The organism is Paeniglutamicibacter kerguelensis, from assembly GCF_017876535.1.
Taxonomy (GTDB): domain Bacteria; phylum Actinomycetota; class Actinomycetes; order Actinomycetales; family Micrococcaceae; genus Paeniglutamicibacter; species Paeniglutamicibacter kerguelensis.
Window position 1 is genome coordinate 407,968 of the sequence record NZ_JAGIOF010000001.1, and the last position, 23,871, is coordinate 431,838.

Here is a 23,871-nt window from a genome sequence, read left to right on the forward strand (position 1 = left end):
CCTTCTACGGCATTCCGCCTCAGGCCCCTTTTGACTAGGGTAGAGTCCGCGGGACCCACTTCAACACGACACCCCCCCGGCCCTTATTGGGTCGGATGAGAAGAAAAACGGGTAGCAGACGTGAAACTCGAGCTTCGGGGCATCACCAAAAGATTCGGCAACTTCACTGCCAACGACCACATCGACGTCATCGTCGAGTCCGGCCAGGTCCATTCCCTGCTCGGTGAAAACGGGGCCGGTAAATCGACCCTCATGAACGTTCTTTTTGGCCTCTACGAGGCCACCGAGGGCCAAATCCTCATTGACGACAAGCCAGTGAAGTTCAACGGCCCCGGCGATGCCATGGCCGCCGGGATCGGAATGGTGCACCAGCACTTCATGCTCGTCCCCGTCTTCACGGTCGCCGAGAACGTCGCCCTGGGCAACGAGGACGCCGGCGCGGCAGGGATCCTGGACCTCGAGAAGACCCGAGCCCGCATCCGCGAGATCTCCGATCGCTACGGGTTCGGCGTTGATCCCGATGCGATCATCGAAGACCTCCCAGTTGGCGTACAGCAGCGCGTGGAAATCATCAAGGCCCTGGTCCGCAACGCCAAGGTGTTGATCCTTGACGAGCCGACCGCCGTGCTGACCCCGCAGGAAACCGACGAACTGCTGAACATCATGAGGCAGCTGCGCGACTCCGGCACCGCGGTCGTCTTCATCTCGCACAAGCTGCGCGAGGTCAAGGCCATCTCCGACACCATCACGGTGATCCGCCGCGGCAAGGTCGTCGGCAAGGCCGATCCGGCCGCCTCGGCCTCCGAACTCGCCGCCCTCATGGTCGGTCGTTCGGTCTCGCTGAGCCTGAACAAGGACAAGCCGAAGCTTGGCGAGGAAACCTTCAAGATCACCGACCTTTCGGTGCTCGCGTCCTCCGGCCAGCTGCTGCTGGACTCGGTGAGCTTCGGTATTTCCGAGGGTGAAATCCTTGCCGTGGCAGGCGTCCAGGGCAACGGGCAGACCGAGCTGACCGAGTCGATCATGGGCCTGATGGACCACGTGAGCGGGTCCATCAAGCTTGGTGGCAAGGAACTCATCGGGCGCACCGTCAAGCAGATCATCAACTCCGGCGTCGGCTTCGTTCCCGAGGACCGCAGCACCGACGGCGTCATCGGCACCTTCACCGTTGCCGAGAACCTGGTCCTGAACCAGTACGACAAGGCACCCTACGCCCGCGGCATGAACATGAAGCCCGCGGTGATGTTGAAGAACGCGCTGAAGAAAATCACCGAGTTCGACGTGCGCACGCAGGGCCCCGACGCCGAGGCCGGGACGCTTTCGGGCGGCAACCAGCAAAAGGTCGTCATGGCCCGGGAACTTTCCCGCCCGCTGAAGCTGTTCATCGCCTCCCAGCCGACCCGCGGCGTGGACGTGGGATCCATCGAATTCCTGCACCGGCGCATCGTCGCCGAACGGGATTCGGGCACCCCGGTGCTGATCGTTTCCACCGAACTTGACGAGGTCGTCGAACTCGCAGACCGGATCGCCGTGCTCTACAAGGGCAAACTGGTGGGAATCGTCCCCGGGGACACGCCCCGGGACATCCTCGGCCTGATGATGGCCGGGGCAAGCAATGAAGAAGCCGAATCGCAGAGCGGCACCGAAGGCAAGGAACGAGCATGAGTACCACTCCAGACCTGCCTCCGGCAGAACACACCGACATCCTGGTGACACCGCCCCTGGTGCCCGAGTTGCACCGCCACCCGGAACCCGGGGAACCGCTGCTCAAGCGCATCATCAACAGCAACGGCATGGTCTCGGTGCTGGCCATCCTGCTCTCGCTGCTGGTCGGCGCGATCCTGATTGCCTTCACCGACGAGCGAGTCACCTCCACGGCCAGCTACTTCTTCAGCCGTCCGAGCGACATGCTCAACGCCGTGTGGATCTCGGTCTCCGAGGCCTACATCGCGCTGTTCCAGTCCAGCATCATCAACACCTCGGCCGAGAGCATTTCCGACGCGATCTACCCGCTGACCGAAACCCTCACCATCGCCACCCCGCTGGTCCTTGCCGGCCTCGGCGTGGCCCTGGCGTTCCGTGTTGGCCTGTTCAACATCGGCGCCCAGGGGCAGATCATTCTCGGTGCGACCTTTGCCGGCTGGGTCGGCTTCAACCTTGACCTGCCGGTGGGCATCCACCTGGTGGTCGCGGTGGTGGCCGGCATCGTCGGCGGTGCGCTCTGGGGCGGCATTGCCGGGTTCCTCAAGGCACGCCGCGGCGCGCACGAGGTCATCGTGACGATCATGCTCAACTACATCGCCGTGTACCTGTTGCTCTACCTGCTTTCCACCCCGACCTTCCAGCGCGAGGGGTCAAACAACCCGCTCAGCGATCCCGTGGCCGAATTCGCCGCCTACCCGCTGATTTTCGGTCCGGCCTTCCGCCTGCACTACGGCTTCCTGGTGGCGCTGGCCGCGGTGGCCTTCACTTGGTGGCTGCTGAACCGCTCCACCACCGGCTTTGAGATGCGCGCAGTGGGCGCCAACCCGGTCGCGGCAAAGACCGCCGGCATCAACGTGGGCCGCGCCTACCTGCTGGCCATGCTGATCGCCGGTGGCCTTGCGGGCCTGGCCGGCACTGCTCAGATCCTGGGCACCGAGCGTTCGCTCTCCGGCGGCATCGCGGCAAGCTTCGGCTTCGACGCGATCACCGTGGCCCTGCTGGGTCGCTCCAACCCGATCGGCACGCTCTTCGCCGGACTGCTCTTCGGCGCCCTGCGCGCGGGCGGCGTGGGCATGCAGGCCAACACCGGCATCCCGATCGACATCGTGCTGGTGGTCCAGTCCTTCATCGTGCTGTTCATCGCAGCACCGCCGCTGGTGCGTTCGATCTTCCGGATCGGCACGTCCAAACCCAAGAACAAGAAGGCAGCCGCCCCGGCAGCCACCGGAGGTGCAGCATGAGCCACGCAACCATCGCCAGGACACCCGAGGCCGCCCCGGCGAACACCGCGGTGATCCGTTCCTGGGCCGCCCCGATCACCTACCTGGTGCTCGGGCTGGTGGCCCTGGTCGGGTTTGCCCTCGGCAGCCCGCACGCCGACGCGCGCTTCCGCATCACCGACGGTTCGCAGAGGATCTCCGTGCCCGACCTGGTGCTCGGCACCACGTTCGTGGGATGGGCCGGCACCGTGGTGATGCTCGGCATCGCCGCCTACGCTTTTGTTCTGGCGCGCGCCGGACGCAAGCCGGCCCGCTGGATGATGCCGGTCTTCGCGGCCGCCTTTGTCATCTCCTTCCTGGTCTGGGCGATCGGCAGCGCCGACACCCCCAACGTGTACCTCTCCGGCCTGATCGCCGGTTCCTTCACGCTGGCCACCCCGCTGATCTTCGGCTCGCTCTCCGGCGTGCTGTGCGAGCGGGCGGGCGTCGTGAACATCGCCATCGAGGGCCAGCTGCTGGCCGGCGCCTTCTGCGCCGCCCTCGTCGGTTCCATGACCGGGTCGCTGTTTGCCGGCGTGCTCGCGGCGGTCGTCGGCTCGGTGCTGGTGTCCATGGTGCTGGCGGTCTTCGCCATCAAGTACCTGGTCAACCAGGTTATCGTCGGCGTGGTGCTCAACGTTCTGGTGGCCGGCCTGACCAGCTTCTTCTTCTCCACCGTGATGGTTGAGGACCCGGAGAAGTACAACTCGCCCCCCGCGTTCTCGGTGATCCACATCCCGTTCCTGGCGGACATCCCGATCTTCGGCCCGATCTTCTTCAACCAGACGATCCTGGGCTATGCCATGTACCTTGCCGTGTTTGTTGTCTGGTACGCGCTGTTCAAGACCCGCTGGGGCCTGCGCGTGCGTGCCGTCGGCGAACACCCGAAGGCCGCGGACACCGTGGGCATCAAGGTCAACTCGCTGCGCTTCTGGAACGTGGTGCTCGCCGGCGTGGTTGCCGGCATCGGCGGCGCGTTCTTCACGCTGGTGACCTCCTCGAGCTTCAACAAGGAAATGACGGCGGGGCAGGGCTTCATCGCCCTGGCCGCGCTGATCTTCGGCCGCTGGAACCCGATCGGGGCGTTCTTCGCGGCGCTGCTCTTCGGTTTCACGCTGAACCTCTCCTACGTGCTGACGATCCTCGGCACCCCGGTCCCGAGCCAGTTCATGCAGATGCTGCCGTACGCGGTGACGATCTTCGCGGTGGCAGGCCTGGTCGGAAAGTCCAAGGCGCCCGCCGCCGTCGGCGAACCGTACGTGAAGGAATAACGGGCCCATGGAACCGGAAACCATCGACCCGGCCACCTGGGAAAGACTCCGGGTGGCCGCGGTCGCGGCCATGGAACGGGCCTACGCGCCGTACTCGAAGTTCAAGGTCGGTGCCGCGGCACTGACAGAGGGCGGCCGGATCGTCTCCGGCTGCAACGTGGAGAACGCCGCCTACGGGGTCACCCTGTGCGCCGAATGCTCGATGGTCGGCGAGCTCTTTGCCACCGGCGGCGGCAAGTTGCGGGCCTTCTACTGCGTCGACGCGTCCGGCGGGCCGCTGATGCCGTGCGGCCGCTGCCGGCAATTGCTCTCCGAGCACCGCGGGGAAAACCTGGAATTGATGACCCCGCGCGGAATCCAGACCATGGACCAGGTGCTGCCCGACGCGTTCGGGCCGCACAACCTCTAGCACCGATCTCTAGCCCCGATGGCCCACCGGCCGGACCCCCAGGAGTGAACGATGAGCACTGAAAACTTTGACGCGGTCGACATCATCCGCATCAAGCGCGACCGCGGCACGCTCAGTGCCGAGCAGATCGACTGGACCATCGACGCCTACACCCGCGGCGCCATTGCCGAGGAGCAGATGGCCGCGCTGAACATGGCGATCCTGCTCAACGGCATGGACCGGGCGGAGATCTCCCGCTGGACCACCGCCATGATCAATTCGGGGGAGCGCATGGACTTCTCCTCGCTGCGCAACGCGGACGGCACCGTGAAGCGGACGACCGACAAGCACTCGACCGGCGGGGTGGGGGACAAGATCACCCTGCCGCTGGCCCCGCTGGTCGCCGTCTTCGGTGTGGCCGTCCCGCAGCTCTCGGGCCGCGGGCTCGGGCACACCGGCGGCACGCTGGACAAGCTCGAATCCATCGCCGGCTGGCGGGCCGAGCTGACCAACGAGGCCATGATGCGCCAGCTCTCCGAAGTCGGCGCGGTCATCTGCGCCGCCGGGGCCGGACTGGCCCCGGCGGACAAGAAGCTCTACGCGCTGCGCGATGTCACCGGAACCGTGGAGGCCATCCCGCTGATCGCATCCTCCATCATGAGCAAGAAGATCGCCGAGGGCACCGGGGCCCTGGTGCTGGACGTGAAGGTCGGCTCCGGCGCGTTCATGAAGTCATTGGAAGACGCCCGCGAACTGGCCCGCACCATGGTGAACCTGGGCACCGACGCCGGGGTCCACACCGTGGCGCTGCTGACCAACATGGACACCCCGCTGGGTCTGACCGCAGGCAACGCCATCGAGGTCGAGGAATCGATCGAGGTGCTCGCCGGCGGCGGACCGGCCGACGTCGTGGAACTGACGCTCGCACTGGCCACCGAGATGCTGGCGGGCGCCGGAATCCGCGACGCCGACGTGGCCGCCGCACTGAAGGACGGCCGTGCCATGGACAAGTGGCGCGCCATGATCGCGGCGCAGGGCGGGGACAACGACGCCCCGCTGCCGGTGGCCAAGGAATCGGAGGTCGTCTACGCGCAGGCCGACGGCGTGCTCGCCTCCCTCGACGCGATGGACGTCGGCGTCGCGGCCTGGCGCCTGGGTGCCGGGCGCGCCCGCCGGGAGGACCCGGTGCAGGCCGGCGCCGGCGTGCGGCTGCACGCCAAGCCGGGGGACGTGGTGCGCCGAGGCCAGCCGCTGGCGACCATGCTCACCGACACCCCCGAGCGCTTCGAGCGGGCCCGCCCGCTGTTGGAGGGCGCGGCGGTCATTGCCCCCGCCGGAAGCCGCCCGAACATGGAACTGATCCTGGAGCGGATCGCCGCTTCCTGATGCCCGCGGCGGGCGGGACCCGGGGGTTGTCCCTGACTCATCCCCGGGTCCTGCCCCGATTCATCCCTTGGTTGGATTCACGTGGAGTCACCGATCAGCGAAAATTGGTATTGAATGGTTGCAGGAGGTTTCTCCCCGCCGCGCCTCCACCAGGAGCCAGCTCGGTAATTTCCAAGGAAAGTCGGTAGAAAAGTGGATCTCATCAACGAGGCCATAGTCCACGCGGCAAACGCCTGGTGGATCCTGCCGACCGTCTACGTCTTCTGCCTCATTGACGGATTCCTGCCAATCCTGCCCAGCGAGACCTTGCTGGTCGCCCTCGGTGCCGTCGCTGCAAGCACCGGCGAACCCAACGTGTTCCTGCTGATCCTGGTTGGGGCCGCCGGAGCCATCAGCGGGGACCAGATCGCCTACCGGATCGGGCGCCGCATCGGCACCGACCGCTTCGCGTGGATGCGCCGCAAGCGGACCACCAAGCTCTTCGCCTTTGCCCGCAAGGAACTCTCGGTGCGCGGTGCCATGCTGATCTTCACGGCCCGCTACATCCCGATCGGGCGCGTGGTGGTGAACCTGAGTGCCGGGGCCACCGGCTATTCCCTCAAGCGCTTCACACTGCTTGATGTCATGGGTTGCCTGACGTGGGCAAGCTACTCCGTGGCGATCGGGGTCGTTGCGGGCGGCTGGTTCCACGACAACAAGATCCTGGGCATCGTGCTGTCGGTGGCACTGGCCATCGTCCTGGGCTATCTCATCGACAAGGTGATCCACGCGGTGCTCAAGCGCCTGGGACGGTTGGGCAACGAACACGATTTCCCCGACGAGACCCTTGCCGCCGTGGATGCACCAACGCAGGACCAAGCCCCGCTGCGCGTCCCGGGGGATTCCGGGCCAGGGGAGACCCCCGCCTGAACCCGTGGCGACGGGGCGGTGAACAATTGCCCCGACTTCAGCACGGCCCACTGTCGGAACCCGGGCAGCCCCGATAGGCTGGGCAGGTGACTGACGAGATGATCCACATTGCATACGACCCATCCTTCGACTTCCGGGCACTGCCCAAGGTTTCGCTCCACGACCACCTCGATGGGGGATTGCGCCCGCAGACCATCATCGAGTTGGCCGCGGAGGTGGGACACGAACTTCCTTCCACCAATGCCGAGGAACTTGGCGCCTGGTTCCGCGCCTCCGCGGACTCCGGTTCGCTTGAGCGCTACCTCGAAACGTTCGACCACACCATCGCCGTGATGCAGACCAAGGCCGCGCTCACCCGCGTGGCCCGCGAATTCGTCGAGGACCTCGTCGAGGACGGCGTGGTCTACGGCGAGGTGCGCTGGGCGCCTGAGCAGCACCAGCGCGAGGGCCTCAGCCTTGACGATGTCGTCGAGGCGGTCCAGCGCGGGCTTCAGGACGCCAGCGAGGAACTGACCGAAGCCGGGACCCCGATCCAGGTCGGCCAGATCATCACCGCCATGCGCCACGCTGACCGCGGCGTGGAAATCGCCGAGCTTGCCCTGCGCCACCGTTCGCGCGGCGTCGTCGGCTTCGACATCGCCGGCGCAGAGGACGGTTTCCCGCCCTCGCGCATGAAGGAGGCCTTCGACCTGCTGGCCGAGAACTTCTTCCCGACCACCGTGCACGCCGGCGAAGCCGCGGGCCTGGATTCCATCAAGGACGCGTTGATCACCGGCCGTGCGCAGCGACTGGGACACGGCGTGCGCATCGCCGAGGACATCGAGATCCAGTTCGGCGGCGTCGATGACGACGGCGAAGAGGTCGGCGAGGACACCGGCCTGGTGGCCCTGGGCCCCGTGGCCAACTGGGTCCGCGACCGCGGCATCGCTCTGGAAATCTGCCCGTCCTCCAACCTGCAGACCGGTGCTACCGCCGAATTCGGCGAGGGCATCGAATCCCACCCGGTGGACCTGCTGGTGCAGACGGGCTTCAACGTCACCATCTCCCCGGACAACCGGCTGATGAGCGGAACCACGCTTTCGGACGAGTTCGAACTGCTGGTCGAGGCCTTCGACTACGACCTCGAGGACCTGCTGGACCTCACGCTCAACGCGGCCGAGGCCTCCTTCCTGCCGCTCGAAGAGCGCGAGGTCCTCGTCGAATTCATCAACGAAACCTACGAGGCCATGGCCGACGAGGACGATGACGAAGAGTACGACGACGAAGACGACGAGGAATACGACGAAGACGACGAGGACTAGCACCCGTCTCTCCCTTCGGTTCCGCACCCGGTGCGGATGATGCCGGTGTGCTGCTCCTTCCTGCGGGATGGAGCAGCACACCGGCATCGGTGTTTACAGCACCTGTACTGTGAGCAACACCAAAGCCGCGCTCCGTCGGGAACGCACTTGTCACTCTCATATACTTGTACCAGGGCAACGATGCCCCAGAGGATCCCGGCAACCCGGAAGGGAACGCGCGTGAGTGAGCAGGTCGACCGGCTCGTCGAAATCATGTCGCTGCTGCGCGCCCACTGCGCCTGGACAGCGGAACTCACCCACGAATCCCTGGTGCACTTCCTGCTCGAGGAATCCTACGAGCTCACCCACGCCATAGAATCGGGTGCCGACGATGCAGCCCTGGCCGAGGAACTCGGCGACATCCTGCTCCAGGTCGCCCTGCATGCGGCCATCGGCGCCGAACGCGGATCTTTCGACCTCGACTCGATCGCTGCGGGGCTCAGCGCCAAGATGGTCCGCCGCAACACCCACATCTTCAACGCCGACGGCAGCCTGAAAGACGCGTTCCCGGAGTCCATCGAGGAGATCATCGAATCCTGGGACCGGGCCAAGCGCGCGGAGAAGCCGCAGAACGAGTCGGCGGTCGCGGGCCTTCCCACGAATCTCCCGGCCCTGCTCTACGCCCAGAAATTCACCTCCCGCACCCAACGCCATGCCGCGTTGGACACCGTCGCGGGGGAGCAACCACAGCCTTCTGTCCACCCCGGGAACCCGTTGGAAAACGGGGACCTGGATGATGAACAGAAATTGGGGGAGCACCTGCTTTCCCTCTGCGAACTGGCCCAAGCGCGCGGGCTCGATGCCGAACGAGCCCTGCGCACCGTGGTGCAACAACGCGTTGCCCGCACGGAACCCGGAACGCGCGACACAACTTCGTGAACTGGGCCTCAGCCAAGCTAGGCTAGAGACAGGCAACGGCGCCTGCGTCATGCAGTACACGTTTGACTAACATCCACACCTTGAAGGAGCACCTTCCCATGGCCTTGATCGATGCCATTCACGCCCGCGAAATCCTCGACTCACGAGGAAACCCCACCGTCGAGGTTGAGGTTCTCCTCTCCGATGGTTCGATGGGTCGCGCCGCGGTTCCGTCCGGCGCCTCCACCGGTGCCTTCGAAGCCGCCGAGCGCCGCGACGAAGACCCGAATCGCTACCAGGGCAAGGGCGTCCTGGGCGCCGTTGCAGCAGTCATCGAGGACATCGCAGAGGTCGTCGAGGGCATGGATGCCGCCGACCAGCGCGCCATCGACACCGTCATGATGGACCTGGACGGCACGTCCAACAAGTCCAAGCTTGGCGCCAACGCCATCCTTGGCGTATCGCTGGCAGTGGCAAACGCCGCGGCAGAGTCCTCGAACCTGCCGCTGTACAAGTACCTGGGCGGCCCGAACGCCCACGTGCTGCCGGTTCCGCTGATGAACATCCTCAACGGCGGTTCGCACGCCGACTCGGATGTCGACATCCAGGAATTCATGATCGCACCGCTCGGCGCGTCGACCTTCTCCGAGGGCCTTCGCTGGGGTGTCGAGGTCTACCACAACCTCAAGTCCGTGCTGAAGGAAAAGGGCCTGTCCACCGGCCTGGGCGACGAGGGCGGCTTCGCCCCGAACCTGCCGTCCAACCGTGCGGCCCTTGAGCTGATCATCGAGGCCATCACCCGCGCCGGCTACACCCCGGGCGAGGACATTGCCTTGGCCCTGGATGTTGCTTCCTCGGAATTCTTCGAGAACGGCACCTACCAGTTCGAGGGCAAGTCGGTCACCGCCCAGGAAATGAGCGATTACTACGCTCAGCTGGTTGCAGACTTCCCGATGGTTTCCATCGAGGACCCGCTGGACGAGGACGACTGGGAAGGCTGGAAGACCCTGACCGACGCCATCGGCGACAAAGTCCAGCTCGTGGGTGACGACCTGTTCGTCACCAACCCGGAGCGCCTGGCCCGCGGCATCGAAACCCGCACCGCCAACTCGCTGCTGGTCAAGGTGAACCAGATCGGTTCGCTGACCGAAACCCTGGACGCCATCTCGATGGCCCAGCGTGCCGGTTACACCACCATCACCTCGCACCGCTCGGGCGAGACCGAAGACACCACGATCGCCGACATCTGCGTTGCCACCAACGCAGGTCAGATCAAGACCGGTGCCCCGGCCCGCTCCGAGCGCGTTGCCAAGTACAACCAGCTGCTGCGCATCGAAGAAGAACTCGGCGATGCGGCCGTTTACGCCGGCGTCGGCGCATTCCCGCGTTTCGGTGCGTAACTAGCGCCAAAAGCACGTAGGCTCGTGGGGGAACAATTTTTTGGTTCCCCCACGGGTTTCTTGCGTTTAACCAGGGATCCGTGGACCCAAGAACCATCACTTGGGGTCGTGAGGCACGGCCCCAAGCCAACAGGGCAAGGAGTCAGATGGCCACGCGACGTCCTCCCATGCCACGGGCCGGATCCTCGTCCGAGGACCCTCGCCGTGCGACACCCGACCCGGGGGCTGCCCCAAGCCCGGCATCGCAGGCGGCCGGGACCCCGGGCCGCCGGGCTGCGACGGGAACCCCTTCATCCAAGGCCGCGCCCGTGCGCCCGCGAACCACGCGTGAGCCCGACAGGCCGCCGGTGCAACGGCGCGCTGCCCCGCAACCTCCAACCGCCAAGGTGATCCCGCTGGGCCGCATCAACGACGCGGCACCCGTTGCCCCGCCGGCCCCGAAAACCAAGGCCAAGCCCAAGGGCGACCACGCAGCGGCAAGGCCGGCCAGGGCCGCCAGGGGCGAGAAGCCTCCCGCGGACAAGACGAACAAGAGCGAGCGACGCAAATCGATCGACTCCCAGCGGAGGATCGAAGACCGCAACCTGCTCTCCGGTGCGGTGCGCAAGGACGAAAAGGCCGCAAAAAAACAGCCCAAGAAGGCTCCCGAGGGCCCGGTCAAGCCGATCCCGGCGCGCAGCTTCTCCGGACGCATCCTGGCGTTGAGCATTTCGCTCTCCGTCTTCGCCATGCTTTTGGTCCCCAGCATCGGCACCTATGCTCGTCAGCGCGATGAAATCACGGCCCTGGAGTCCGTGATTGCGGCCAAGCAGGTCGAGCAGGAGGGCCTCAAGGACCAGATCGCCCGGTGGGATGATCCGCTGTATATCAAACAGCAGGCAAGAGACCGGATAAACTTGGTCATGCCCGGCGAGAGAAACTACATGGTTGTTGGCCGCAAACCAACAGATGCCCCGCCGGTGGAAGAAAACCACAGCCCCAACGAGATTCGTACGGATCTGCCGTGGGTCGACGCGCTATTCGACTCGGTCCAGCGCGCCGCCACGGATTGATCCCCCCCCCGACACGAGGAGAAGTCCCCAACCGTGGACGCCGAAAACCCAAATCACGAAGCACTTGATGCCGCTGCACGCGTTCCCAGCGAGCAAGACCTGGACACGCTCTCGCGCCAGCTGAACCGCCCGGTGCGCGACGTGGTGGAAATCGGCGCCCGCTGCGTGTGCGGCAACCCGCTGGTGGCAACCACCGCGCCGCGGCTGTCCTCGGGCATCCCGTTCCCCACCACCTACTACCTCACGCACCCGGTGATCACCTCGGCAGTGTCCCGCCTCGAGGCGGCCGGCCTGATGATCGAGATGAACGCCGAGCTCGGCGAAGACGCGGACCTGGCACGGGCCTACGAGCTGGCCCACCAGCACTACCTGGCCGTGCGCGACGCCATCGGCGAACGCTCCGGCACCGGCCCGGTTCCGGAAATCGCAGGCATCTCCGCCGGCGGCATGCCCACCCGCGTGAAGTGCCTTCACGTGTTGGTCGGCCACTCGCTGGCGGCCGGCCCCGGCATCAACCCGCTCGGCGACCGAGCGCTGGAAGGCATCGGCGAGTGGTGGACAAAGGACAAGTGCTACTGCACCGGCGCCTGGGACACCGAGGGCCCGGCCCCCAGCCAGGACCGTTCGCGCCACGTGAAGACCCAGTCCGTGGACCCGGCCATCAAGCAGGCCGAGCGCGCAGCGGCCCGCGCGGCCCGCGAGGCCGCGGCTGCCACCGAATCCGAAACCGGGAAGTAGGCAACACCCCTCCATGGCACGCGTTGCAGCAATCGACTGCGGAACCAATTCCATCCGACTGCTCATCGCAGACATCGAGCAGGGCCCCACGGGTCCGGTGCTGGCCGATGTGCTGCGCCAGATGCGTGTGGTGCGCCTGGGCCAGGGCGTTGACGCCACAGGTGTGTTTGCGCCCGAGGCCCTGGAACGCACCTTCCTGGCGATCGACGAGTATGCGGCAATGATCAAGGAGCACGGCGCCTCCAAGGTCCGCTTTGTCGCGACCTCCGCCACGCGCGATGCCAAGAACCGCGGCGAATTCATCGACGCGGTGAAGGAGCGCCTCGGCGTGGAACCCGAGGTCGTGGCCGGGGACGAGGAAGCCGCGCTGTCCTTCACCGGCGCCATCTCGGTGGCGCCCCCGGCCCCGGGAACCAACGTCCTGGTGGTGGACCTCGGCGGGGGATCCACCGAATTCGTGCTCGGGGGAGCGGACGGCCCGCAGTCCGCACTGAGCATGGACATGGGGTGCGTGCGGCTCACCGAACGCTTCTGGGGCCAGGAACAGCCCACTGCCGCGCAGATCGCCGCGGCCAGGGCCGAGGTCAACGGGGTGCTCGACGAGGCGTCCCGCAGCATCGACTTCTCCGCGGTGGACCGGATCATCGGCGTGGCGGGGACCATCACCACGCTCACCGCCTCGGCCCTGGGACTGCGGGCCTATGATTCGGCAGCCATCCACGGCACCGAACTCGGCATCGAAAAGCTGCTCGAAAGCGTCGAGTCCATGCTGTCCGCAGACCGTGGAACCCGTGCCTCGCTTGGCTACATGCACCCGGGACGGGTCGATGTCATTGCGGCGGGGGCACTGGTCTATGGATGCATCCTTGAGCGGGTGCGCGTGGCCACGAACGGGGCCATCGAGACGGCCACCGCGTCCGAGCACGATATTCTTGATGGAATTGCCTTGGGCCTCAGCGGATAAAGAATGTAGCTGTACCCGTAACAGAAATTGGTAGGTGAGCCCTTGAAGCGACGACTGCACCGCACCGGTGCCATGATTCTCAGCCTAGGCCTCTGCGCGGCCATGGCGCTGTTTGGGGCCTCGAGCGCCAACGCGGATGGCGTACGTGACAGCGAGTGGTGGCTTGAGTCATCGGGCATCACCAAGGCCTGGGAGGTTTCCAAGGGCCAGGGCGTGAAGGTCGCCGTCATCGACACGGGAATCGACACCTCGCACCCGGACCTTGTCGACGTCGTGGCCGGCGGCAAGGACGTCTCCGGCGCAGGCGCCGCCGACGGCTCCAAGCCGCTGGGAAACCTGCCCGAGCACGGCACTCTGGTGGCGACGCTGTTGGCCGGACGGGGAAACAACTCGGTGGAGATCGACGGTGCGCGGGCCGAGGCCGAGGCGCAGCAGATCGCCTACGACCGGGCCGTCCAGAGCGCCGAAGCGGCGGGGGAGACGCCGCCGGAGAAGCCCGAGCCCATCGAGGTCCCCGCCCCCGGGCCCGGACCCGACGGAGTCGTTGGCGTGGCCCCGGAAGCCGAGCTGCTCTCGGTCTCCCTCTGGATGGGAACCGAAAACCCCGCCGGCACCAGCGTCGAGGACCAGGTCCCGGCCGCCGTCATCTGGGCCGTCGACAACGGCGCCCGGGTCATCAACATGTCCCTGGGCTCCACCCGGCCCGAGTGGCCGGTGAGCTGGGACAGGGCATTCAAGTACGCCGAGGACCACGACGTGGTCGTCGTGGCGGCGGCTGGCAACCGAGCCGGCGGCATGAACCAGGTCGGCGCGCCGGCGACGATTCCCGGGGTCCTGACGGTTGCGGGCATCGACCGCGAGGGCAAGGCCAGCGTGGATTCCTCCACCGAGGGCATCAGCATCGGCGTTGCGGCCCCGGCCGAGCCGCTGGTCGGCGGACTGCCCGACGGCGGCTACGCCGACTGGTCGGGCACCTCGGGCGCAGCCCCGCTGGTCTCCGGCGTTGCGGCGATGATCCGTGCGAAGTACCCGGAGATGAAGGCCCCCCAAGTCATCAACCGCATCCTGTACACGGCGCGGGACGCGGGAAAGCCGGGGGTGGACAACCTCTACGGGCACGGCATCCTCGATGCCTACTCGGCGCTGACGGCCGATGTGCCGATGGTGGCGCAGAACCCCATGAACACCATCACCGAATGGATCAGGGTGCACCGCCGCAGCGCGAAGCCGAGCACCTCGCCAAGCCTCGACCCCGGGGTGTCCACGGAAACCTCAGACATCGCCCCGATCGCGGCCCCCCAGCCGCAGGCCCCCCTGGAGGAGGGCAAGGTCCTGCAGCCGGTGTTGGTGCTCGGGTTCGGCGCGCTGTTGCTCTTCACCATCGTTGGCGGCTCCACCCACTACGTGCGTTCCGCGCGGACCAAGCGGCGTGCGGAAGCGGCAACCGTCGGCTCCGTCGCCTCGCTGAAACTGGAAGAGCCCGGAGGGGAACGGGACATCTTCGACGACCTGCCGGAGTCCGGTCCCAGGCACTGATTTGGCGCCCGCCGAGCATTAGTGAACATTTTCACAAACGGTCTTTTTCGCGATACTATGGGCACATGCCTATCACTGAACAACTTTCCGATCGCCCGCGCATTCTTGTAGTCGGCGGCGGCTATGTCGGACTCTACGTCGCGATGAAACTGCAGAAGAAGGTCAAGGACCACGGCGGCATCGTCACCGTCGTCGACCCGCTTCCGTACATGACCTACCAGCCCTTCCTTCCCGAGGTTGCCGGCGGCCAGATCGAACCGCGCCACGCCGTGGTTTCGCACCGCCAACACCTCAAGCACGCCGAACTGATCAATGGCCGCGTCTCGGCCATCGACCACAAGAACAACAAGGCCGTCATCGTGCCGGTTGCTGGCGAGCCGTTCGAGATCGAATACCGCGACGTCGTCATGGCCGCCGGTGCCATCACCCGCACCTTCCCGATCCCGGGCCTGGCCGACACCGGCATCGGCCTGAAGACGATCGAAGAAGCCGTTGCCCTGCGCAACAAGATCCTTGAGCGCATCGAATCCGCCTCGCTGATGACCGACGCCGCCGAGCGCAAGCGCGCGCTGACCTTCGTTGTCATCGGTGGCGGCTTTGCCGGTATCGAAACCATCGCCGAGATCGAGGACATGGCCCGCCACGCGGCCAAGCTCAACGGCCGCATCGAAAAGGGCGAACTGCGCTTTGTCGTCGTCGAGGCCATGGGCCGCATCATGCCCGAGGTCACCGAAGAGCAGGCAGTGTGGGTCGTCGACCACCTGCGCAGCCGCGGCATCGAGGTCATGCTCAACACCTCGCTGGCCAACGCCGAGGGCGGTGTCATGCAGCTGATCAACATGGCCGACAAGTCCCCGGCCGAGACCTTCGAAACCGACACCCTGATCTGGACCGCAGGCGTCATGGCCAACCCGATGGTCCGCTCCACCGATTTCCCGATCGAAGCCCGCGGACGTGTCATGACCGGCACCGACCTGCGCATCACCGGCGAAGACGGCGTTGCCATCGAGGGCGCCTGGGCAGCCGGCGACGTTTCGGCGGTGCCCGATGTGACCGGAGGCCTGCCGGACGGCACCTGCGTGCCCAACGCACAGCACGCCGTGCGCCAGGCCAAGTTGCTTGCAAAGAACCTGTACGCCGCCCGCTACGGCGTCGGCCAGGTCAAGAACTACAAGCACAAGAACCTCGGCGCCGTTGCCGGCTTCGGTGCGCACAAGGGTGTCGCCAAGGTCATGGGCATCAAGCTCAAGGGCTTCCCGGCCTGGCTTGCGCACCGCGGCTACCACGGCATGGCCATGCCGACGTTCGAGCGCAAGTTCCGCGTGGTGGGCGGCTGGTTCACCTCGCTGCTCTTCCAGCGCGACACGCTGCAGCTGAACAACCTGGAAAACCCGCGCGCCGCTTTCGTGGAGGCAGCAACCCCGAAGCCGCGCGTCTAAGGGGTCGCCGCTCTTCCGGCAACGGCCCAAGTGATAGGGCAGGGCTCGGAGCAGGAAGGGCCGAACCGTGGCCGCCGTGCGAACAATTGATTCGCCGGCGGCCACGTTTCACACCAAAGCTCCCGATCGCGTACGCTTGATCTGGTAGGCCCCCATGGTGGAATTGGCATACACGACTGACTTAAAATCAGTTGCCGAAAGGCTTGTGGGTTCGAGTCCCACTGGGGGTACATGATAGCAAAATGCGGTTGTTGAAGTTCTTGAAAGAGAACTTCGGCAACCGCATTTTGCATTTTTCGGACGGCTTTGGATATTTCCATTCATTCCGTCCATGGGTGCGTTTCGCTTCGTCCAAGTAGTTCGGCTCCTGTCGTTAGCCACGGGACCCACTCCGACGGGTTCCATAGAGATGCAAGTGAGACCGGGGCCACCAATCGCCCGTTACGTTGCTGTGATCAACTACGCCTTATATTGTTGTGTGATTTACGTTACGTTCCTTATTAGCCGGGGAGCCTCGGCTGCCTTCTGGGCGATTGCTTCGGGGGCATACTTTTGAGGAGAGCCAACATGGTCGCACGTGCACGATCGCGTTTTACTCGAGGAGGCCGTCTACTCGCGGTTGGAGCCGCAGTGGCCTTGACCGCCACCGCATGCGGAGGTGGAGGCGGAAGCACAACCAGTGAATCTCCCGGCGGGTCCGGAGCACCGGCGGCATCGGGGGACGGTCAGCTGAAGCTCGGCACACTGCTGCCCAACACCGGCGCACTGAGCTTCTTCGGGCCGCCGATGACGGCGGGCGTGGATCTGGCAGTCAAGGAGATCAACGCGGCCGGCGGGGTGAACGGGAAAGACGTGACCACCATTAGCCGCGATTCGGGCGACACGACGACGAACATTGCCACCCAATCGACCACCGAAATGTTGGGCCAAGGAGTTTCAGCAATCATCGGCGCAGCCTCCTCCGGCGTGACCAAGACCGTGATCAACCAGATCACCGGCGAGAGCACGCTGATGATGTCGCCGGCCAACACCTCGCCGGACTTCAGCACCTGGGACGACAAGGGGCTGTACTGGCGGACCGCGCCCTCCGACGTCATGCAGGGCCGCATCCTGGGCAACGTCATGGTTGCAGATGGTGCTTCGAGTGTCGGCATGATCGTGCTCAACGACGCCTACGGCACCGGCCTGGCCAAGAACATCCGGTCCGCCGTCGAAGGCGCGGGTGGCGAGATCGTGGCCGAATCAATGTTCAATGAGGGCGACTCGCAATTCTCGTCCCAGGTTGACGAGATCGTGGCGGCTAATCCCGATGCCATTGCCATCTTGAGCTTCGACCAGGCACGCTCCATCATTCCGTTGTTGGTCCAAAAGGGCGTCCCGGCAAGCAAGATGTACTTTGTTGACGGCAACCTCACTGATTACTCAAAGGACTTCGACAAGGGCACCTTGGAGGGCGCGCAGGGTACCCAGCCGGGTTCCTTCGCCAAGGACGACTTCAAGGCGCGCCTGGCGACGGTCAACGACAAGCTCAAGGACTGGAACTACGCCGCTGAGTCCTACGACGCCGCCACCGTGATTGCCTTGGCCGCCACCGCAGCCAAGGCTGCCGACGGGAAATCGATTGCCGCGCAGCTCGAGGCGGTTTCGCGTGACGGAGAAAAGTGCACCGATTTCGCCTCATGCAAAAAGCTGCTCGATGAGGGCAAGGACATCGACTACGACGGCATCTCGGGCCCGATCAGCTTCGACAAGAACGGCGATATCTCCGAGGGCATCATGGGCATCTACAAGTACGACGACAACAACGTTCCACAGCCGCTGCGCGAAGAGGCCGGCGCAGTCTAGCGCCGGCATCGTCCGCTAGTGCCGACCGGAAGAAGGGGTTGGGTTCAATGAACCCAACCCCTTCTTTGCATGCGTTCGGGTCTCCCGTGGGCGTTTGTGCCTAGGCTTCGGCTTCCGGGTTCCTGCGCTGGTCGGCTTCCTCCCGCTCCACGGTCTCGGCAAGATTGCCGAGGTAGAGCTGGATGACCTTGGGATCGTTGAGCAATTCCCTGCCGCTGCCTGTGTGCGCGTCGCGACCCTGGTCCAGGACGTAGGCACGGTCGCAGATCTGGAGGCATCGCCGTGCGTTTTGCTCGACCATGATCACGCAGACCCCGGCGCGGTTGATCTCATGGACCCGCAGGAACGTCTCGTCCTGCTTGACCGGGGAAAGCCCGGCCGAGGGCTCGTCGAGCAGCAACACCGCCGGGTCCATCATCAGCGCCCGGCCCATGGCCACCATCTGTCTTTCGCCGCCCGAAAGGGAGCCCGCGCGCTGGCTTCTGCGCTTGCCGAGCTCCGGGAACAGGGACGCGACGAAGTCAAAGCGTTCGGAAAAGTCCTTGGGGCGTTGGAAGAGCCCCATTTGCATGTTTTCCTCGATGGTCAGCGTCTGGAAGACGTTGTTGGTTTGCGGCACGAAGCCCAGGCCGCGGGCCACCAATTTGTTGGCCTTCAGCCCGGTGAGGTCTTCGCCATGCACCACCACAGTTCCCGAATGGACCTTGACCAGCCCGAACATTGCCTTGAGCAGGGTGGATTTGCCGGCGCCGTTGGGTCCGATAATGCCGATAAGTTCGCCTTTGCGCGCCTCAATGTTGCAGCCGTTGAGGATGTTGACCCCGGGGATGTATCCGGCCACCAGATCGGTGACGGTCACGACGGCCTGGCCGGCTGTTTCATTCATGGCTTCCCCTGGGTCTCGTCGGTTGAGCTGGTTGGGTCGGTTGGATCGATTGGATCGATTGGTTCGTTGGGCGTCAGCAATTCGCCGGCGTCCTCCGTACCCACCACGGATTCCTCATCTTCGCTGAGGGCATCTTCGAGCTTCGCTGCCCCTTCTGCGGTGCCGAGGTCGACGTCGTGGTGTGCGCCAAGGTAGGCATCGATCACGGCCGGGTCCTGCATGACCGCCTGCGGAGGGCCTTCGGCCACCACCCGGCCCTCGGCCATGACTATGACCCAGTCGGCGATATGCCGGACCATGTGCATGTCGTGCTCTACGAAAAGCACGGTGGTTCCGGTGGCTTTCAGGTTCTTGATGTGGTCCAGAAGCGATTGTGTTAGTGCGGGGTTCACGCCGGCCATCGGTTCATCCAGCATCACCAGACGAGGTGCGGCCATGAGAGCGCGGGCCATTTCCAGGAGCTTGCGTTGTCCACCGGAAAGGGACGCTGCATAGTCTTCACGTTTTTCGTGGAGCTTGAATTTCTTCAGCAGTTCATCCGCCGTGGTGGTCAGTTCGGCTTCGCGAGCCTTCCAAAGCCAGGGGAACATTGCTTTCCATAAGGATTCCCCGGGCTGGTCCTTGCCGCCCAAGCGCATGTTCTCGATGACGGTGAGCTTGCCCATGACCTTGGTCAGTTGGAAGGTGCGCACCATTCCCATGCGGGCAACTCGGTGGGGAGGGACCCCGGAGAGGCCGTGCCCGTCGAAGGTCCATGAACCGGCATTGGGCGTGTCGAAGCCCGTGAGCAGGTTGAAGAGCGTGGTCTTCCCGGCTCCGTTGGGTCCGATCAGGGCAGTAATCTTGTGCCTGGGGATCTCCACGTGGTCCACGTCGACGGCGTGCAGCGCACCAAAGGTACGCCGCACCCCGTCGGCGATGATAATCGGATCCCGTTTTGCGCAGCCGGGCTCGGCCGGGCCAAGCGCAATCGGCCGGGCGTCGTGGACGTAGGGGTTTTCTGGTTCGGGGGATATGCCTGTGGAAGGTGAATCCGCGAACTGTTGTGCATCGGTCATGAGAATGCCAGTTCTTTCTTATTGCCCAAAATTCCTTGGGGACGGAAAATCATGAGCAGCATCAGGGCGACTCCGACAAGTATGTAGCGGATCTGGCCTGCCTGGATGGCGGTCAGGAATGTGATTGTCCCCGATTCGATGAGTCCCAGAAGGATGCCCTGGGTCAGCGAGAGCACAACCCAGAAGATCATTGAGCCGAGAATGGGACCGAACACCGTGGCCATGCCGCCGAGCAACAACGCAGTCCACAGGAAGAACGTGAGTTCGGTTCCGTAGTTTGCCGGTTGGACGGCTCCGGTGGGCAGCGTGAAGATGATGCCGGCAAGCGAGCCGAAGATTCCGCCGATGATCAGCGCTTCCATCTTGTAGACAAAGACGTTCTTGCCTAGTGAACGCACGGCGTGTTCATCCTCGCGGATGCCCTTGATGACCCGGCCCCAGGGGCTGCGCATCAAACCCCAGACAATGCTCGCGCACAGCAGCACCAAGGCCCAAGCCACAATGGTTATCCAGAGGGTCCTGTCGTTGAACTCCAGCGGGCCGACCTGGTAGTCTCCGGGCTGGAACGGGTTCAAGCCGTAGAAGCCGCGTTCAAAGGTCGCCAGGCCGTTGGCCGAACCCGTGATCTTGGTGAGCGAATTGGTTGTCACGACATACCTAATGATCTCGGCCGCCGCGATGGTCACGATCGCCAGGTAATCGGCGCGCAAACGCAGCGTCGGGACGCCCAGCAAGATCGCAAAGAGCACCGAGGCGGCGATTGCCGTCAAGATGGCCATGGGCAGCGAGGCACCGAATGTCAGCGTTGAAATGGCAAACCCATAGGCGCCGACCGCCATGAAGCCTGCCTGGCCGAAGTTCAGCAGCCCGGTATATCCGAAATGCACCGCCAGCCCGAGGGCGGCCAGTGCGTAGGAAGCCGTGATCGGGCTGACAGCCTGGGTCAGCGCATTGGTAAAGATCGTTGCAAAGTCCATGTCCTGCTCTCCCTTAACCCACACGCTCGCGACGGCCCAGGATGCCCTGGGGTCTGATTAGCAGTACCAAGATCATGATGGCCAGGGCTCCCACGTACTTCAGGTCAGCCTCGAGCCAGATCGTGGAAATCTCGACCATCAGGCCGACGAGTACGGAACCGATGAGGGCTCCGAACACGGTTCCCAGCCCGCCAAGGGTGACGCCGGCGAAGATCAGGAGCAGGATTTGTTGGCCCATGTTGAAGGTGACGCCGGGGCGGTAGTACGCCCACAGGATTCCGCCCAAGGCTGCGAGCATGCTCCCGACAACCCAAACCATCCGGATGACCCGGTCCACATCGATGCCCGAGGCCGCGGCCAGCGCCGGATTGTCGGCCACGGCACGGGTTGCCTTGCCGAACCGGGTCTTGAGCAGCAGCAGCGCCACAGCGACGATCACCACCAGTGAAACCACCAAAGAGATAAGGGTGTTGCGCGAGATCGCTATCCCCGCGAACTTCAACAGCGGACTTTGGGCCCCCGGCAATTGTTCGGTGGTTCCACCAAAGAAGAACAGGATGGTGTAGCGCATGGCCAGCGCCAGACCGATGGAAACAATCATCATGGGCACAAGTGCCGACCCGCGGCGGCGCAAGGGCTTCCAAAGTCCCCAGTCCTGGATCCACCCCGCTGCGCCGCCCAGCAGCACCGCAACGGTGAGTGCGGCCCACAACGGGAACCCCCATGCGGAAAGCCCAAACGCGGCCACCGCGCCGAACGTCACCATCTCGCCGTGGGCGAAGTTGGTCAGGCCGGTGGTTCCGAAAACCAACGAGAGCCCGACGGCGGTCAATGCCAGCAACAAACCGAAGCTGAGTCCCGCAACGATGCGTTCGGCCAAGATGGTTCCAAATGAAGCGACGGGCGGGGCAACGTTTTCACCCACCTTGAAAATGACGCCCATGTTCGAGGATGTGCCAAATTCGACAATCCGGGGATTGGGTTCCCCGCTGGCCAGTGGCTTGTCCGGCGGCAGGGTCGAAACATCCAGCAAGACCTCATAGGTTCCCTTTTCGGGAACGACGATGACCCAACGACCGTCCTTGTCGGTAACGGCCTCGGCGCTGAACCCGTTGCTGGAGGTTGCAGTGATGCGTACCCCTGCAACCGGCTCCTTTCCGTCGCGCAAGGTTCCACGGATGGTGAATTCCTGCGATTTCGTTGGTGTCTGGACCTGGACCTGTGCCGTGGTCGGCGGGCCCATTGCGACGGCGGCCGAAGGGGGGAGTAGCGAGGCGAACAGCACGCCCATGAACAACCCCAAGATCACGAATAAATGGCCAGTTGCTGATTTGGCTTGACGAAGCACGGTGCGAGCCCTCTCGTCGCTTTCAGCCCGAATTCCAAGTAATTCGGTGACTGATGTGGCATGGGTCACTATATGTTTGATTATCGTAGTGCCAACAAGGACAAAAACCGCAAGCTTCGGATCGGGAAATGCCCTAATCCCACAACGGTCTGGTAAATGCGGGGTTTCTCGATCCGTCGTGCGGTTCTCGGTGCCCGAGGGTGTCCGCCGGCGACAGCGGCTCGGGGACCGGGCATCGGCGGGCTGCGCGTTTTGCGCGCCGGAATCGTCCCGGCTGGGTTTTGGTGGCTCTAAACACGTTTCAGTGCGGTCCTGGAGGTGGAAAAGCAGGCGTGGCCGCAAGCGATGCCCAGTGGTCGAAGGACGTCCGGCAACCGGAAACCATGACCCGTTCAGATTTCTTGAAGAAAGGTGGTCGGATCGGGATTTATCGGTCGTGCTCGGTCGTTGTATCAACGTAGGCTATTAACTCACAACCTACCAAGGAGAATCATCATGGCCCTGGGCGGAAACCCGGTCTTCAATTCCAAGAATTACCGCGAGCAGACCCGTGCGGCCGGCCCCACGGGTGCCGCGTCCACGACGTATGCCGAGCAGAACATGAGTCCGCAGGCCCTGCAGGACCTGTACTCGAAGCCGTCCGCATCGGGACTGCAGATGGGACGGCTGACATACAACGATGTCATCAACAAGACCGCGCTGTGCCTGGGTCTGGTTGTCATCGGTGCCGCCATTGGCTGGCAGCTGCCGGCCCTGATGCTGGTCGGCGCATTGGTCGGCCTGGTCCTGGGTCTGGTGAACTCGTTCAAGCGCGAGCCGTCGCCGATCCTGATCATGCTCTACGCGGGCTTCGAGGGACTCTTCCTGGGCGGCATCTCCGCCTTCTTTGAGGCCCGGTACTCGGGCATCGTGTTCCAGGCGGTGCTGGCAACCTTCTCCGTGTTCGCGGTGACCCTGGTGCTGTACCGCTCGGGCAAGTACCGTGCAACCCCGAAGATGACCAAGATGTTCATGATTGCGTTGATTGGCTACGGCCTGTTCTCGCTGCTGAACTTCGTCCTGATGCTCACCGGTGTTGTCGGCGGCGAGTTCGGCATGCGTTCGGGCGGGCTCGGCCTGGCCATTGGCGCTTTTGCTGTCTTGCTTGCAACCTACGCCCTGGTTCTGGACTTCACCTCGGTCTCCGAGGGTGTCCGCCAGGGAGCCCCGGCGAAAATGGCCTGGACTGCGGCCTTCGGTTTGACCGTGACGCTTATCTGGCTTTACGTCGAGATTCTGCGCATTCTGGCTATCTTGCGTGGCAACGACTAGTCAATCTGCCGTGTAACCGCGGGGCAGCACCCACTATTTGGGTGCTGCCCCGCGGTTTTTCTGCAATATGGGCGTCATCTATGACGCGCACTGAACTTTCAAGGGATACCGTATGTTCATGAGATTCAATGGCAGTGCCACCGCAGGGAGCCGCATCATGCCTTCTGGCATGTGCTCAGCTCCCCAGGTGCTGCCGTCGGCG

The 23,871-nt window shown here is 64.5% G+C and carries 20 protein-coding genes and 1 tRNA gene; 17 read left to right on the forward strand and 4 right to left on the reverse strand.

Translation table 11 applies throughout. The features are described 5' to 3' along the window. Positions 1-120 precede the first annotated feature (120 nt). The 16 genes from JOF47_RS01885 (at position 121) to JOF47_RS01960 (ending at position 18,089) form a co-directional block, all read left to right on the forward strand. Positions 121-1,665: an ABC transporter ATP-binding protein gene (locus JOF47_RS01885; RefSeq protein ID WP_209995600.1), complete on the forward strand. Its 1,545-nt coding sequence runs from the start codon at positions 121-123 to the stop codon at positions 1,663-1,665. Further along, entirely contained in the window at positions 1,662-2,945 is a 1,284-nt protein-coding gene (locus tag JOF47_RS01890; RefSeq protein ID WP_209995602.1) for an ABC transporter permease, read from the forward strand. Before JOF47_RS01885 ends, JOF47_RS01890 begins: the two co-directional genes overlap by 4 nt. Then, positions 2,942-4,234, forward strand: coding sequence for an ABC transporter permease (locus JOF47_RS01895; protein WP_209995604.1), 1,293 nt, complete (start codon positions 2,942-2,944; stop codon positions 4,232-4,234). Before JOF47_RS01890 ends, JOF47_RS01895 begins: the two co-directional genes overlap by 4 nt. A 7-nt stretch (positions 4,235-4,241) precedes the next feature. Beyond that, positions 4,242-4,643, forward strand: coding sequence for a cytidine deaminase (locus JOF47_RS01900; protein ID WP_209995606.1), 402 nt, complete (start codon positions 4,242-4,244; stop codon positions 4,641-4,643). 51 nt (positions 4,644-4,694) lie between these two features. Beyond that, a complete protein-coding gene (locus JOF47_RS01905) occupies positions 4,695-6,008 on the forward strand; it encodes a thymidine phosphorylase (protein ID WP_209995608.1) in 1,314 nt (437 codons plus the stop codon). A gap of 192 nt (positions 6,009-6,200) precedes the next feature. Continuing rightward, positions 6,201-6,917: a DedA family protein gene (locus tag JOF47_RS01910; protein ID WP_209995610.1), complete on the forward strand. Its 717-nt coding sequence runs from the start codon at positions 6,201-6,203 to the stop codon at positions 6,915-6,917. 98 nt (positions 6,918-7,015) lie between these two features. Further along, a complete protein-coding gene (locus JOF47_RS01915; protein WP_210001306.1) occupies positions 7,016-8,218 on the forward strand; it encodes an adenosine deaminase in 1,203 nt (400 codons plus the stop codon). Positions 8,219-8,437: 219 nt separating this feature from the next. Beyond that, positions 8,438-9,136, forward strand: coding sequence for a MazG nucleotide pyrophosphohydrolase domain-containing protein (locus JOF47_RS01920; RefSeq protein ID WP_342592681.1), 699 nt, complete (start codon positions 8,438-8,440; stop codon positions 9,134-9,136). Positions 9,137-9,234: 98 nt separating this feature from the next. Beyond that, positions 9,235-10,515: a phosphopyruvate hydratase gene (gene eno, locus JOF47_RS01925; RefSeq protein ID WP_209995613.1), complete on the forward strand. Its 1,281-nt coding sequence runs from the start codon at positions 9,235-9,237 to the stop codon at positions 10,513-10,515. 146 nt (positions 10,516-10,661) lie between these two features. Then, the gene (locus JOF47_RS21710; RefSeq protein ID WP_245356212.1) at positions 10,662-11,567 is read left to right on the forward strand and encodes an FtsB family cell division protein; all 906 of its coding nucleotides are present in this window, start codon (positions 10,662-10,664) and stop codon (positions 11,565-11,567) included. 33 nt (positions 11,568-11,600) lie between these two features. Then, positions 11,601-12,305 carry a DUF501 domain-containing protein gene (locus JOF47_RS01935; RefSeq protein WP_209995615.1) on the forward strand — a complete coding sequence of 235 codons (705 nt, stop codon included), beginning with the start codon at positions 11,601-11,603 and terminating at the stop codon, positions 12,303-12,305. A gap of 13 nt (positions 12,306-12,318) precedes the next feature. Next, entirely contained in the window at positions 12,319-13,269 is a 951-nt protein-coding gene (locus JOF47_RS01940) for a Ppx/GppA phosphatase family protein (protein ID WP_209995618.1), read from the forward strand. Positions 13,270-13,341: 72 nt separating this feature from the next. Continuing rightward, entirely contained in the window at positions 13,342-14,805 is a 1,464-nt protein-coding gene (locus JOF47_RS01945; RefSeq protein WP_210001309.1) for a S8 family serine peptidase, read from the forward strand. Between the two features lie 65 nt (positions 14,806-14,870). Next, positions 14,871-16,244, forward strand: coding sequence for an NAD(P)/FAD-dependent oxidoreductase (locus JOF47_RS01950; RefSeq protein WP_209995620.1), 1,374 nt, complete (start codon positions 14,871-14,873; stop codon positions 16,242-16,244). A gap of 148 nt (positions 16,245-16,392) precedes the next feature. Continuing rightward, a tRNA-Leu gene (locus JOF47_RS01955) sits at positions 16,393-16,474 on the forward strand. A gap of 337 nt (positions 16,475-16,811) precedes the next feature. Beyond that, positions 16,812-18,089 (forward strand): ABC transporter substrate-binding protein, encoded by a 1,278-nt coding sequence (locus JOF47_RS01960; protein WP_209995621.1) that lies wholly within the window; start codon positions 16,812-16,814, stop codon positions 18,087-18,089. 100 nt (positions 18,090-18,189) lie between these two features. Here JOF47_RS01960 and JOF47_RS01965 read toward each other — a convergent pair whose 3' ends face one another. Genes JOF47_RS01965 through JOF47_RS01980 form a run of 4 tightly spaced genes read right to left on the reverse strand, consistent with a single transcriptional unit; the run spans position 18,190 to position 22,301 of the window. Then, positions 18,190-18,975, reverse strand: coding sequence for an ABC transporter ATP-binding protein (locus JOF47_RS01965; protein WP_209995623.1), 786 nt, complete (start codon positions 18,973-18,975; stop codon positions 18,190-18,192). Then, the gene (locus JOF47_RS01970; protein WP_209995625.1) at positions 18,972-20,033 is read right to left on the reverse strand and encodes an ABC transporter ATP-binding protein; all 1,062 of its coding nucleotides are present in this window, start codon (positions 20,031-20,033) and stop codon (positions 18,972-18,974) included. The genes JOF47_RS01965 and JOF47_RS01970 overlap by 4 nt, the downstream gene beginning before the upstream one ends. After that, entirely contained in the window at positions 20,030-21,010 is a 981-nt protein-coding gene (locus JOF47_RS01975; protein WP_209995627.1) for a branched-chain amino acid ABC transporter permease, read from the reverse strand. Before JOF47_RS01975 ends, JOF47_RS01970 begins: the two co-directional genes overlap by 4 nt. A gap of 13 nt (positions 21,011-21,023) precedes the next feature. Next, positions 21,024-22,301, reverse strand: a complete 1,278-nt coding sequence (locus JOF47_RS01980; protein ID WP_210001312.1) for a branched-chain amino acid ABC transporter permease — start codon at positions 22,299-22,301, stop codon at positions 21,024-21,026. A gap of 552 nt (positions 22,302-22,853) precedes the next feature. Between JOF47_RS01980 and JOF47_RS01985 the strand changes: the two genes are divergently transcribed. After that, complete coding sequence (locus JOF47_RS01985; RefSeq protein WP_209995629.1) at positions 22,854-23,669, forward strand: Bax inhibitor-1/YccA family protein; 816 nt, start codon at positions 22,854-22,856, stop codon at positions 23,667-23,669. Positions 23,670-23,871: the final 202 nt, after the last annotated feature.